13 protein-coding genes and 1 pseudogene are annotated in these 12,806 nt (G+C 63.2%); 7 read left to right on the top strand and 7 right to left on the bottom strand.

Features of this window, described 5'->3' with window-relative positions; translation table 11 throughout:
* Positions 1 to 3: 3 nt before the first annotated feature.
* The 3 genes from J2X36_RS03995 to J2X36_RS03985 form a co-directional block, all read right to left on the bottom strand.
* Positions 4 to 1,053 (bottom strand): HlyD family secretion protein, encoded by a 1,050-nt coding sequence (locus J2X36_RS03995; protein WP_310346452.1) that lies wholly within the window; start codon positions 1,051 to 1,053, stop codon positions 4 to 6.
* Positions 1,054 to 1,152: 99 nt separating this feature from the next.
* Complete coding sequence (locus J2X36_RS03990; protein WP_310346449.1) at positions 1,153 to 1,614, bottom strand: hypothetical protein; 462 nt, start codon at positions 1,612 to 1,614, stop codon at positions 1,153 to 1,155.
* 271 nt (positions 1,615 to 1,885) lie between these two features.
* Entirely contained in the window at positions 1,886 to 2,278 is a 393-nt protein-coding gene (locus J2X36_RS03985) for a helix-turn-helix transcriptional regulator (protein WP_310346446.1), read from the bottom strand.
* Between J2X36_RS03985 and J2X36_RS03980 the strand changes: the two genes are divergently transcribed.
* The 3 genes from J2X36_RS03980 (at position 2,271) to J2X36_RS03970 (ending at position 4,386) form a co-directional block, all read left to right on the top strand.
* Positions 2,271 to 3,263, top strand: a complete 993-nt coding sequence (locus J2X36_RS03980) for a Cache 3/Cache 2 fusion domain-containing protein (protein ID WP_310346443.1) — start codon at positions 2,271 to 2,273, stop codon at positions 3,261 to 3,263. The two genes, J2X36_RS03985 and J2X36_RS03980, sit on opposite strands and share 8 nt — an antisense overlap.
* Before the next feature lie 124 nt (positions 3,264 to 3,387).
* Positions 3,388 to 3,735: a hypothetical protein gene (locus J2X36_RS03975; protein WP_310346441.1), complete on the top strand. Its 348-nt coding sequence runs from the start codon at positions 3,388 to 3,390 to the stop codon at positions 3,733 to 3,735.
* A gap of 138 nt (positions 3,736 to 3,873) precedes the next feature.
* Complete coding sequence (locus tag J2X36_RS03970; RefSeq protein WP_310346439.1) at positions 3,874 to 4,386, top strand: lysozyme inhibitor LprI family protein; 513 nt, start codon at positions 3,874 to 3,876, stop codon at positions 4,384 to 4,386.
* 1,384 nt (positions 4,387 to 5,770) lie between these two features.
* Here the strand turns inward: J2X36_RS03970 and J2X36_RS03965 are convergent.
* Positions 5,771 to 6,169: a hypothetical protein gene (locus J2X36_RS03965; protein WP_310346436.1), complete on the bottom strand. Its 399-nt coding sequence runs from the start codon at positions 6,167 to 6,169 to the stop codon at positions 5,771 to 5,773.
* A 521-nt stretch (positions 6,170 to 6,690) separates the two neighbouring features.
* Here J2X36_RS03965 and J2X36_RS03960 point away from each other — a divergent pair.
* The 3 genes from J2X36_RS03960 to J2X36_RS03950 all read left to right on the top strand — a co-directional run bounded on the left by J2X36_RS03960 (position 6,691) and on the right by J2X36_RS03950 (position 7,653).
* On the top strand, positions 6,691 to 6,921 hold the full coding sequence (locus J2X36_RS03960; protein WP_310346434.1) for a hypothetical protein: 231 nt from the start codon (positions 6,691 to 6,693) through the stop codon (positions 6,919 to 6,921).
* A 171-nt stretch (positions 6,922 to 7,092) separates the two neighbouring features.
* On the top strand, positions 7,093 to 7,308 hold the full coding sequence (locus tag J2X36_RS03955; RefSeq protein ID WP_310346431.1) for a hypothetical protein: 216 nt from the start codon (positions 7,093 to 7,095) through the stop codon (positions 7,306 to 7,308).
* A gap of 93 nt (positions 7,309 to 7,401) precedes the next feature.
* A complete protein-coding gene (locus tag J2X36_RS03950; RefSeq protein ID WP_310346428.1) occupies positions 7,402 to 7,653 on the top strand; it encodes a hypothetical protein in 252 nt (83 codons plus the stop codon).
* Here the strand turns inward: J2X36_RS03950 and J2X36_RS03945 are convergent.
* The 3 genes and pseudogenes from J2X36_RS03945 to J2X36_RS03935 form a co-directional block, all read right to left on the bottom strand.
* Positions 7,605 to 8,308: pseudogene (locus J2X36_RS03945) on the bottom strand (IS5 family transposase). The gene J2X36_RS03950 and the pseudogene J2X36_RS03945 sit on opposite strands and share 49 nt — an antisense overlap.
* Before the next feature lie 391 nt (positions 8,309 to 8,699).
* Positions 8,700 to 9,476, bottom strand: coding sequence for a lytic murein transglycosylase (locus tag J2X36_RS03940; RefSeq protein ID WP_310346570.1), 777 nt, complete (start codon positions 9,474 to 9,476; stop codon positions 8,700 to 8,702).
* A gap of 121 nt (positions 9,477 to 9,597) precedes the next feature.
* On the bottom strand, positions 9,598 to 10,851 hold the full coding sequence (locus J2X36_RS03935; RefSeq protein ID WP_310346425.1) for a nucleotide disphospho-sugar-binding domain-containing protein: 1,254 nt from the start codon (positions 10,849 to 10,851) through the stop codon (positions 9,598 to 9,600).
* Positions 10,852 to 11,157: 306 nt separating this feature from the next.
* Between J2X36_RS03935 and J2X36_RS03930 the strand changes: the two genes are divergently transcribed.
* Positions 11,158 to 12,804, top strand: coding sequence for a B12-binding domain-containing radical SAM protein (locus J2X36_RS03930; protein ID WP_310346422.1), 1,647 nt, complete (start codon positions 11,158 to 11,160; stop codon positions 12,802 to 12,804).
* Positions 12,805 to 12,806 lie beyond the last annotated feature (2 nt).

Below are 12,806 nucleotides of genomic sequence, written 5' to 3'. Positions count from 1 at the left end.
AGATCAGTGGACATAGGTCAGGAGCGCCATGAGCCGCATCCGGAACCGCCCAATGGCGTTCATCACGGGGCTGTCGCCGGGATAGACCATCACGCTGGCTTGCGAGCCGACCCGCAGCTGCAGGGGACGAGTCTCCTTGTCGAACTCGATCCGCACCGGCATGGATTGGGGCGTTCTGATCCAGCCGCTCTGGCTGTGTGGACTGGGCAAGCCGGTGCGCGCATCGACGCTGCGGTTCCCGACGCCATAGCCGATGGAAGCGACCTGTCCCCGGATCACCCGGCCCGGGAGAAGGTCGAGAACGATCTCGACAGGATTGCCGACCGCGATGATCTCCAGGCTGTTCTCCCGGAAGGCAGCCTCGATCCAAACCTCGCGCAGGTCGATGTAGGTCATGGCGGCCTCGCCCTTGCCGAGCACCTGACCGACCGCAAGCGAGAGATTGGTGACGCCGCCGTCGGAGGGGGCAACGACCGTGGTGCGTGTGAGGTCGAAGTTCGCCTGCTCCAGCGCGCCCATGGCCTCCCGGATCTGCGGGTTGTCCTTACCCTGCGGCCCGAGGGTTTGCTGGGCCTTCTCGACCTCGGCTTCAGCCTGGGACACGAGCGCCTCGGCGGAATCGAGCGCCGTCTGCGCCTGCTGCTGACGGGCTTGGGCATAGACGCCCTTCTTGACCAGCTCGAAGACGCGCCCCGACTGCTCGCGCACATTCTCCCGATGGGAGACCGCCTCAGCGAGCTTCGCCTGTGCTGATGCGACGGCCGCCGTCGAGGCACCGATAGATTGCCCGGCGGCTTCGAGCTTCGCCTCGGCGCGCCGAACGGCGAGCGCGTATTGATCCGGATCGATGCGGAAGAGGACTGTGCCGGCCTCCACGCGCTGGTCGGTGCGGACGCCGACCTGGGTCACCTTGCCCGCGACTTCTGGGGCAATCCGCACCAGGTAGGCCTGGACGAGCCCCTGTGAGGTGTAAGGCGTCTCGCGATCACTGGCGATACCGTAGGCGAAGAGAGCAACGCCGAGCGCGACGACCACCAGAGTGACGCGGCGCACCGGGTTTTTTGTGCGGCTTCGCTTTTGCGGTGGTGAGTCAGGCGCGAAGCTGTCGCTCTCTCGGCTATTTGACACCTGAACCATGGCTAGGCCGATCTCTCAATTGAGCTTCCGGTAGAGTCGCACAATCGCCTCTTCGGCTACGAGCATCGTGACGACGACAGCAATCAGCGTCACTATTCCGTGGAAAGCACCTTGGAAACGGACGTTGTCCCCGAACACCTGGGAAAGAGCTTCCAAGATCACAAACTTGGATCCGAACAACACCAGCCAAGCAAAGAAGAAGCGCAGAAATTTCATGGGCGCGCCGGGCCTTTCATGGAAAAAGCCCGCCACCCAATGCTCAACTGCGATGGTCAGTTTCAGCAATAACTGCAATAGAATGGCAGCTAACAAGGAAATACTGAACGAACTAATAAATACTTTCCCAGAATATTCCACGAAGAGGTTTAATACCACGAGATCAATCAATACCCCCGTAAAATATCGTAAAAACAATCGTTGATTGTTCGACGGTGGCTCGGCCGAGAGCGGCAGGAGATTGTCTATTTTCGCTGCCATGGCCCTGCCCAGTTGACCGAAACCAGTGAGTTTCCTGGTTTCAAATTCCTACAGCAAAACCTGATCGAGGTCGAAGGCGAGGCCGTCAGTTGTAGGGGGCTCAAAACTAGATCTGGAGACGGCTCGCCAGAGGCTAGAGTTTTCGCATCTGCCGGACGCCGTGTTGGAGGACCGGGCTTGGCTGTCATGACGCGAATTTGGCCTCCAGAATACCCGGACTGCGCATCGGGGGCTCACCAGGCCAAGCCCTCCTGGAACGTCAGGTCCGGCTTCAGCGCTTGCTCCCGCGTGGGCGAGGATCGTCGTGGTTCTCGTCGCGCTTGGTCTCCAGTCGGTGCACCTGCCGCCACACGCTGGGCGTCATGCCCGACCAGCGGCGGAAGGCATGCGTGAAGGCAGCAGGCTCGGAGAAGCCCAGAGCCACCGAGATGCGCCCTATGGCCATGCAGGTGTCAGCCAGGAGGTGCTTGGCCACCCGGAACTGCGCCTCGTTGCTGAGCTGCTTGAAGCTGGTGCCTTCGGCTCTCAGCTGACGGCTCAGGGTGCGGCGGTTCACCAGTCTCAGGCGCGCCACCTTCTCGACTTTGCAGCGCTGCCGGGTCACCGCGGCGTGAAGGTACTGGCGAAGCTCTTCCGTCAGCGTCGGCGGCTGCTTCATGGTCATCGTCCTCCGGCGCCTTGCCGCCAAGCCGGAAGAGGACGAACAGCCGCGCGACGTCGCCTGCGTGCGAACCTCTCCCCCGCACACGTTCGGTGATCGTGTGCGGCGGCGCGCTTTCGCAGTTCAACGGCCGGTATCAGCGGCGCCGGTCGTTCCTGCGGTCCTGCCGATCGGTCCTTCGGTCTCCCCGACGATCCATCCCGTGGGTCTGCGTCTTGACGACGAGCTCGGAGGCAACACCAGACGCTTCAACTGCGGGGCGAAAAGAGGTCAATGGTGCCGCGTTTGCGCCGCTGCTCAGACCGAGCGCAAGCGCCGCAGCGATGGAGAGCCCTGCAAGCCTCAGATAGGGCATTGTCATCTCCTATGCCTTGTCTCGGCCCGGTGGACCGACAGTGCAGTTCCATTCTTGCAGGTTCCGCGTGCTCTGCTTGATCCGACGAGACGCGGCGATCGCTCGAGCGCTAGTAGACGACTCATCGCGCTCGTTCTTCAGCTCCATCATGGCGATCTGCATATCCGGGATGTCTGCGATCCGGATGGCGATCCGCCGAGCCTCGTCGCGCGACATGCGTTGCAGCGCCTCAAATCGAAGGCTGCCGAGCTGGGCTCTCCCGAGCTGAAAGGCGAATATGTCGTGGCCGGGAGGCCCGTTCCGGATCTCTACGTCGGAGAGACCAGGATGCACGGCACCTTCCCGTCCGTGGACGACGTGCAGACGGAGCTGGGCGGAACCGCGGCCCTGTTCGTGAAGAGCAGCGGCGCGTTCGTCCTCGTCGCGACAAGCGTCAAGAGGGCCGATGGTTCACGATCCGGCAGCCCCATTCAGGATCCGCAGGGGCCGGCCATGGCAGCCATCGCGAAGGGCTATGCCTATTCCGGTGAGGCCGACATTCAGGGCAGAACTTACACCACCCGCTACGAGCCGATCCGCACCCTGAAGAAGGACGTGATCGGCATCTTCTACGTCGCATACCCAAAAAGATAGGAACTCGTATCATTCCTGTGGCCGCCTCCCGGATTGGCCCTATGCGATCTGTAGCTGGTCAATCCCGGATCCGCTGCAGGTCGTTGCATCTGAGGTTCAAGTGACTCTGCTAAGCAGGTCTGCCATGAGCAAAACGGACGACTGCTTCACCAACGAGCAGCTTACCGAGCTGGCTCTGAAGCAAGCGCAGACTTCCGCGCAGACCGGAAAGGCCCTGACGGCTACGGCACATCAGGCCATCGCGGGATTGGTGATGAACGCGCTTCTGCTGCACGAGCTGGAGCGTCTCGGCCTCGTGGACCACGACACCCTGATGATCGAGGCCGTTGAGCGAGCTAAGTCGATCCAGCCGCCGGAGGTGGGCGCCAGCGTCGCCCAGGTCATCAAACGCATCTTCGACGGGGAGGCACCCACCGCGCCGCATGTGGGCCCCGCCGGCATCAACGGTAATCCGACCGACGCCAAGCACTGAGGCCGCAGCCTGGGCCTCCCTAGGCGCAGAACGTCTTGGGCTCGGGGAGAAACAACCTTCAGGCGCAGGGCTCTGGCACGTTTTGCAATCTCGCGGCTGAATCGACCGTGCGGAACGTCAAGAAGCACGCGGCAGCGAGTGGTCAGCGATATAGGTGAAGCGCGTGCTGTAGCGGTCGGCATGAGGTTTGCGATGTCAGTAGCGCCACGATGGACACCTTTAGCTGCCCTGATCGCAGGCCTTGAGCTGGTATCGCTCGCCGTCAACGAACCTCAGGCGCAAGCGCGTGGATCAAATGCATTCAAGGAGCAGCAGAGCGCCTTCGCCAAAGAGGCCGTCGCCTGTGCCGAGAAGGTGCGAACAACCGCTGATACGAGAGCCTGCTGGATCAGCCAGATCGCTAAGGCTCAGAAGGAGCTGGACCGAGAGTACCAGCGGTTTCTCAAGGCGGTCCCAACCGACAAGCAGAAGGATGTCGGGTCCGCCCAGGAGGCGTGGCGAAGGTACAGCACATCCCAGTGCGACCTTTACATGAGCGTCTTTGAGGGTACGATGTGGCATCCGCTATCCGACCAGTGCGTCCTCAGGAAGGTTGAGGAGCGCACGAGGGAGCTGGCCGAGGTGCGGCGCGAGTATGAGGCGGGGCCTTGACCGCGGCAGCCGGCCAGTTCAGTCCTGAGAACAGTTACGGAAGTCTGCTCGGACAGTAACCTCAAAGTCTCCTTTGATCGACTGCGTGCCCCAGTCCAATCAGCGCACCTCTCGCGGAGGTGCCATTGTGGTTCGTGCCAGGTGACTGTCACGTGGAGGCACTACTTGGTTTTGCTGATCGCCTTCGCCTGCAAGCTCGTGAAGCTCTTATTCCCTGGTCGGCTGATCACGGCTGTCACTGCCTTGCAGGCGAGCGAAACCGTCCTCACTGACCAGCCTTCCGCGTGATCAAAGGACTTCTTCCGCACAGGCACACAGACGGGTGCGGGCGCGGCAGCGGCTACCACTTTGGCGACCTTCGGTGGAGCCTGAGCAGGGCGCGCAGAGACAGCTCCTGGCATAGCAAGGAGCACGAGAACCACAACATGGCGGAACATGGCGGCAACCTCAGGGTGGGCCCTAGCATGACAACGCGCTAACCTTAGCCGTTGTTCACGAGGGCCTTTTTCATTTCACCTCAGCGAGCCCTCACCATGACCAGCAGTCCAGCCGTCACCCCACGCCTCGTCAGGAAACAGGCTGATGGGCAAGCACTTCGAGAGCCACACCGGATCGCGGCTCACCACAACATACCAAGGAAAAAACAAGGCAGCTTGATCGATTGGGACGGCTGCCCGGCAGATCAGAATGATTTTCGACCGTTTCAATATCGCTTGCTCTAGCAGAGCCTCTAGCAGAACGCTCCAGATTGGCGTGACCCCGTTGCAAGAAGGTGCTCCTGCGACTGGCAATGCGGACTTGGTCGACCTCAAGACCCCACTGGAACGAGCATGCATCTCGCGCATGTCTCATCTTGTCCGTTGGGGTGTGCCACAGCGGCCATTCCGCTTTTAAACCTAGCCCACAAGCTTGAGCGTTCGCGACTGTACCCTTGCCGCCGGCGAGATCGCCAACTCTCCATGTCTCCGGCAGAATTCCTGGCGTCGAGGACCTTGCAGATAGGTACCGAGATGGCGCTGACTGGTCGCATCAATTTTTACGGCTACAGCCGCTTGGTCCGGAGCAGCGCTGCGGCCTACCGCAGCCTGCGCGGAGCACTTTAGCGAACCAGATGGCTCCATAACGTCCACACGCCTGGTGCGAACGACAAGATGCGCTGGATCTTAGGCGGAACGAAGCGCTCGAGGTCAGATCCAGCGAACAGGAAGTCGCCGGGACTGCGCCGGACCTCTGGGAACTCCCCCTCGGGACGCTGCTCCTTGCTCGTTCCGCCATGGGCCGCGTGCGCTACGCAGCGCTCCCGCCGAATCGAACGACGAGTAACAGAGTAGAATTTCCTTTGATGAAAAGCGCTGGTGGTCCGCCAGCGCTGTTCGCTTATCCGCTAGTAGCCGTCGCAACCGTAGCCGTAATAGGACGGGTAGCTGTAACCGTAGGCGGCGGGATAGCCGTAGCCGTAGCCACCGTAACCATAGCCACCATAGCTGCTCGCCAGGGCCGCTCCCGTCGCGAAGCCCACCGCACCTGCCGCGAGCCCGGCACCGCGATAGCCATAGCTGCCGTAGCCGCCTCGCCAGCCAACTGCGCCACCGCGCCAGCCGCCATAGCCGCCGCGCCAACCAACCGCGCCACCGCGATAGCCGAAACCACCTCCGCGATAGCCGCCGAATCCTCCGCCGAAGCCGCCTCCGCGATAGCCGCCGAAGCGTTGTGCCTCTGCCGGTGGGACGACGAGTATGCCCAGAGCGAGAGCGGCGGTCGAAGCGATCAGGAAGTTGCGCATGACCAATCCCTTCAGGGTGAGTGAGCACGGCACCAGAGATCGCGGAACGACTCAGCATCGGCCTCAACTGAGAATAGTATGAATTTATTTCTTTGTGGCAACTACAGCGCTGCTGTCGAGGTTCGTCGGCAGACGCGGACCTAATACCAAGAGAAATTCGGCGCTAATCCAATTGGCGTATGTCTAAGTTGGCCGCCCTGCGAAGCTTTGGTTGACCTAACGCAACGCACACGACCGAATACATCAGCTCTGCCACATGCTGCATGACCTTGCGGCTCAGTAACCGCTGGAAGTCAATGACGCCGCAGTTTCACGCCGGATCAATGCCATCGAGGTCGAAGATGTGGCCTCCCGCCTAGATGAGCCGGGCGGCTCCTTAACGCCTAAGCTGCGTACATCGCACGGCCTCATGCTCAGCATTCCGCTCCGGCCTAAGCTGCGCGTGTACGATCAGCACTCGGAGGAGACGTTGCAGGAGAGAATGCATAAACTGCGATCCGTCTCAGTGACTTGGGGAGGCGATGCTGTCGCACTGCCGGTTCCAACTTGGCCAACTCGTGCGGCGCCTAGGCCAGATCGGTGCGCCAGCGCGAAACAGCATCTACGAGATCGTGAGTGTGCTGCCCGATCAGGGCGGTGTGCCGCGCTATCGGATCAAGGGCGTTGAGGCGGGCACGCACGAGGTGAGTGAGCGCGAGCTCGTTGCGGCCTCGCGTCCGCTGGCGACATCAACGCGAACGCTCAGCGGCTGAGCATCTGTGCCCACCTGCATCGGACGCCGTAGCGTTCCCCTTGCTCAAGCTTGAGCGGGAGCCAGTCTGCTCCATAAAGCGCTTTGCACGAACCCGGCGCTTGCCGCTTTCGCACTCCTGCTGACCCTGGATAGAAACGGGTATCGGGAGACAGGCCGTGCGGAGCGAGGCGTGACGCGATCGATCTACGATCAGTTGGATGCCCTCGACCGCCTCATCGCGGAGGGCGAGAAGCGCCACGCCGGGCAGGTCGCGCGGATCGAGCAGCTGAACGAGAACGGGCAGTGTGCGACCGGAGCCAGGGGCATGTTGCAGAACATCAAGACCCATCTCGCAGCGCTGCGCGCCCGCCGAGCGCAGCTTCAAATCATGCGGACGAAGTCGTGACCGCCCTCGCCAGCAGAGAGGGATTTCCGGCGCGGGAGGAGAGAGGAACGTGATCGAGCAGACGTGCGAGCAGCCCGAGCGGCGGGATTCCCGATGAGCCGGTTCTGGCTGCACCGCGGCTGGCGCGAGCCGAACGGCCTCGTCACCGACCACGTCACGGCGGTACACCCCATTGAGGCCGCCACCGCCTCCGCGGCCGTGAGCGCGGCCCTGGCCGACGACGACTTCCTGATCAGCGACGGGGCCAACCTGGCCTGGCTCACGGACGAGCGCGGGGCTCTAGGGCTTGGACTCGATCAGCACCAGAAGGCGATGACGGCAGCCAGGGCGACGGCTGAGGCGTAGTTGCGGGCAAGCTTGCCGTATCGGGTGGCGATGCGGCGGAAGTCCTTGAGGCGGTTGAACGTCGCCTCGATGCGCCAGCGCTCCCGATAGCGCTGCTTGTCGTGGCGGATCCTTCTCTTGCGGCCGCGCTTGCCCGGGATGATCGGCGTGATGCCGCTTCTGCGTAGGTCAGCCCGTAGCCAATCGGCGTCGTAGCCCTTGTCGGCGCTCAGGCGGCGGATCCGGCCGGGCGCCTCGGCCAGGACGGCCGGAGCGGCGGTAACATCGCTGGCGTTGCCGGGCGTCAGCAGGAACACGCCGGGCCGGCCGAGGACATCGGTGAGCGCGTGGACCTTGGTCGTCTGGCCGCCGCGCGACGGGCCGATGGCCTGGGCCGTCGCCCCCCTTTCCCGCCGTGCGCCGAGCGATGCGCGCGCACGTAGGTACTGTCGATGGCAGCCGCCTCGCCCGACCAGCCGGCCTTGGCCAGGGCCGCCAACATCGCCTTCCAGAAGCCACGCCGGGACCAGCGGTTGAAGCGGTTGTAGACGGTCGTGCGAGGCCCATACGCGGAAGGGCAGTCACGCCAGCGGCAGCCCGAGGTGAGCACATGCAGGATGCCGGAGATGATCTGCCGGTCGTCCTTACGCTCCGGTCCGGGCTGATCCTTGGGCATGAACGGGGCCATCACCGCCCACTGCTCATCCGAGAGCCAGAACAGGTCCGCCATCGCCGCCTCCACGCTGCAAACGGCGGCCCTGAATCATGAAACCACAAACGCCGCAATAGCTTGGTTCGGTTCACACCCTAGTCTGGTCGCTCCCGCTGGACGACGAGCACACGATGCTGAGCCCCTAGAAGATCCAGGGTTCACTCGGGTGCTCCTTAACAGCTCATCGGCGAGGAGCTTCGCAGGTGGGCGTTAGTCTGCGACCCCTGCTCGCAAATGCACTCACATTTCTAACTCAGACCAGTAGTAACCCATGTATCCGGCCAGCAAGGCTCTTAACACCGGCCAGCTTCATGGCCATCTTCGGCTGGCGTCTGCCGAGGTTCTGCAGAGGCCGCTATTCCTCGTCAATCTGCCGGCCGATCAGCGCAATGGCCTGCTGATAGACAGACGCCGCGTTCCAGGCTTGGAGAGCTCCAAAATTGGCCTCTCCAGGCTGGTAACCCGCCCCGGCACGCCAACCGTGCGCTTTGAGGAAATTTGCTGTCGCACTGAGTGCGTTGGCTGAGTTGTCGAGATTCCCGTCCGTTCCGTAGTTCAAGACATTCCTGGGAAGGAATTGGGTGTGGCCAACCTCGCCGTGCATGGAGCCGAGCGTGCTCGGTGAGAAGACCCCGCGATCAATCAGTGTCAGGGCAGCGTAGAGCTGATCGGTGAAATAGGCTGAGCGGCGGCAATCATAGGCGAGCGTCGCCACGGCTGACAGCGTGTTCACGTTGCCGCGCGATGCACCGAAGCCCGTTTCCATGCCCCAAATGGCCATGAGCGGCCCCGGTGGAACGCCGTAGCGTTGCTCGATCGATGCGAGTAGCGCCGCATTGGAGCGCTTGAGCGTACGCCCGCGCGCCGCAATAACCGAACCGCCGCGCTTTGCTAGAAATTGATCCAGCGACAGGCGGAAGCTCCTCTGTCCGCGGTCTGCCGTGATGGTGGCCGTCGAGTACGATGTAGCCATGAGCGCTGCGAGACTCGACGCGCTGACCCGCCCCCGTGCCTCGTCGGCGAATTCCTTCTTCCACGCCTCGAAGCCTGCAGCTGTGTCACCGCACTGCGCTGCCACCGCTTCACCACGCACGCACAGGAGCGCGGCGAAAAATGCAGCCGCTAAGCTCATCCGCGCAGCCATCGTATATGCACCTGCTCTGGGGCAGCGCGGACGGTGTGTCATCAACATTGCCTCCTGCAGCTCGTGTAAATCGCCCCTGCCATCTGCCGCTTGGCGATCCTATCCCATCTCATGCCGCAACCGCCTGGAGTGACTCGATGGTGTCGCATGCGGCTGGCAGGCCGTTCGAATCCATCATTCTCGCTCTCGCCGCCGCACAGGCCTGCAGGATCTCGGGCGTGCTCAACAGCCGGCGGATCTCCGCAGCCGCTCGGGACGGCGTGAAGTGGCGATGGTTGAGAGCTGAACCAAGGCCGAGTCGCCTCAAGCGTTGCGCTTCATCGAAATGGTCGACGGCGACCGGTACAATGAGCTGCGGGATGCCGGCAGCCAGCGCCTGCGCGACCGTGCCGATTCCACCGTGATGAATAACGGCCCTGCAGCGCGGCAGCAGCTGACTGAACGGCGCATACGACACGTGCAAGACCTGCGTTGGCAACTCACTCGGCACTTGCCCGCTCTGCGGAGCAAGGAGGATGCCGCGCCGGCCCAGGCGCGCACATGTCCGCACGGCGGTCTCGAAGAATGCGCGGCCCCGGCGCATGGCCGAGCCGTAGGTGAAGGCGAGCGGCGGTTCGCCCGCATCGAGGAAAGCGGCGAGGTCCGGGCTGAGATCGTCGGCATCTCCGAAGCGGTCGGCGAGCGGGAAGCCGACCTGTACGGCCTGGGCCGGCCAATCGGGCTGGGGTGGAGCGTACCAATCAGCGAAGGTGAGCAGCACCCGCTGCGGGCTGTTCCACCAGTGGCGTAGCCGGCGCACAGGCGGCAGGCCAAGGGTGCCGCGGAACCTGTTCAAGGCGGGCAGCGCCGCGGGACCGATGACGTACTTGTCTGCGCCGCGCCCAATCCAGTGCCGCAGCTGATTGGGTAGATAGGCGGGCAGCGGCAGGCCGAGCAGCACCGGTGGAGCATGGCGGCTTTCCACCAGCACTGGCATGACGTGGACTGTCACCAGCGGCAGCCCGAGCTTGTCCTGTGCGACCCGCGCGCCGAGGCTGAGGGTCGACCCGATGACGACGCTCTCGCCGGGCCGCCAATTTGCGGCAAGCCAGCGGTAGGTGGGCTCCGTCAGAGACGAGATGAAGCGAAATGCAACCTCAACGCCGCGCCAGGGGCGCCAGAGATCCGGCTCGTCCGCGAAGCGGTCGAAATCCTCGCATGTACCGAGGGCCTCGAAGGCAACCCCAGCGCGAGCCGCCATGGCAGCGAATGGCGCGGGAGCTGCGAGTGCGACCGTTCGGCCGCGGCGTTTCAGCTCGGCCGCGAGCACGATGAATGGAAGAACATCGCCGTGGCTGCCAATTGCGACAAGAAAAACCTTCATGCCGGCGATCTATAACACGCGTCTCAGAGCCATCCTGTAACGCAAACAACACAGAAGGTGAGTCGCACGAAATATGTCAACTGCGACAGGAACCGTACATTTCCTTCGCTTGCATTTTGTTCACTCGGCTGACCGCATTTTCTGCGCCCGACGGCCCAATGAGTATTCAATCTCGATCGGCTCCGCACTGTCGGGTGCGGCAGCGATGTGCACCTCCAAAAAGCCGCGTTGGGCCGAGAGCAAGGTCGAGCGCTCGGACGTGCGGCGCAGAAGCCGCCGCAGACGAGAATAGCTGCAGGAGGGGGCATGTCAGGGGTGAGCCGATCAAGTCCTCGCGTGCTGCTGGTCTTCCCGCGCTTCAATCACAATTCCTTCTGGAGCTTCAAGGAAGCCTGCGAGCTGTTCGGCGCGCGCTGCCCGGCACCACCGCTCGGCCTGATCACCCTCGCCGCGCTCCTGCCGAGCAGCTGGGACCTCAGGCTCGTCAACCGCAATGCTGAGGACCTTACAGATGCCGACATCGCCTGGGCCGAACTCGTCCTGACCGGCGGCATGCCGCCCCAGCAGATCGACACCCTCGCGGTGATGGCGATGTGCCGAGCGGAGGGCAAACCTGTCTGCGTGGGTGTGCCCGACCCAACCTCGAACCCCGACGTCTACGCGCACGCCGATTTCCGCGTTCTGGGCGAGGCCGAGGGCATCATCGACAGCTTCGTCGAGGCTTGGAATGCGGGCGCGCGCAGCGGCCGCTTCGAGGCACCGAAGTTCCAGGCGGACGTGACAAGGAGCCCGATCCCGCGCTTCGATCTGCTCGACTTCAACCACTGCCTCTATGTCGGCGTTCAATTCTCGCGCGGCTGCCCCTTCACCTGCGAGTTCTGCGACATCATCGAGCTTTATGGTCGAGTGCCGCGCACCAAGAGCAACGCGCAGATGCTGGCCGAGCTCGACCGGCTGTTAGCACTCGGCTACCGCGGCCATGTCGATTTCGTCGACGAGAACCTGATCGGCAACAAGAAGGCGATCAAACGCTTTCTACCCGAGCTCAAGGTCTGGCAGGAGCGCAACGGGTATCCGTTCCGGTTCTCGACCGAGGCCTCGCTCAACTTGGCCGACGACGCCGAACTCCTCCAGATGATGCGAGAGGCCAACTTCTTCGTTGTCTTTGTCGGGATCGAGAGTTCTGACGAGGCAACGCTGGTCGCGACGCAGAAGAAGCAGAATACCCGCCGCAGCATCGCCGAGAGCGTCGCCCGCATCTACAAGGCTGGAATGTTCGTGACCGCCGGCTTCATCGTCGGGTTCGACACCGAGCGCGGAAGCATGGCCGGCGCCATGGTGGACTGCATCGATGCAACAAGGATTCCGGTCGCCATGGTCGGCTTGTTGCATGCCTTGCCGAACACCCAGTTGATGCGGCGCCTGACCCGAGAGGGGCGGTTGTTTGAGGGCTACAATCTCACGCCAGCCGAGGTCGGCGATCAGTGCACGGGCGGGCTGAACTTCGTCACGCTGCGCCCGCGCCGGGAGATCTTGGCTGACTATCGCCAGGTCCTGCTGCAGATCTACGAGCCCTCGGCCTTCTTCCGGCGGGTCCGCGCGCTCGGACGGATGTTGGACCGGCCAACCTTCGGAACCAAGCCGCGATGGCAGGCGGTGCTACGAGATCTGCGCCTGCTTGGGCGTACCTGCTGGCGCATGACGGTGAAGCGGCCGGAACTGGCGCGTCACTTCTGCGCCGCGTTCCTCGACATTGCGCGGCACAATCCGCGCGCGCTCGACCTCGTGATCATGAACATGGTCGTCTATCTGCATCTCTACCCGTTCTCACGCCACGTCATCCGCGAGCTTGATAGCCGGATCGCGGAGATCGACGAGGGCCGCTGGGCGGAGCCGGCGACGTTGCTGCCCGGCCCTGCGACTGAGAAAACGGCGCTTGCCGCCGTTGCGTAAGA

It is taken from the genome of Methylobacterium sp. BE186, from assembly GCF_031457035.1.
GTDB lineage: Bacteria > Pseudomonadota > Alphaproteobacteria > Rhizobiales > Beijerinckiaceae > Methylobacterium > Methylobacterium segetis.
This window is presented reverse-complemented; position numbering and strand designations above follow the sequence as displayed.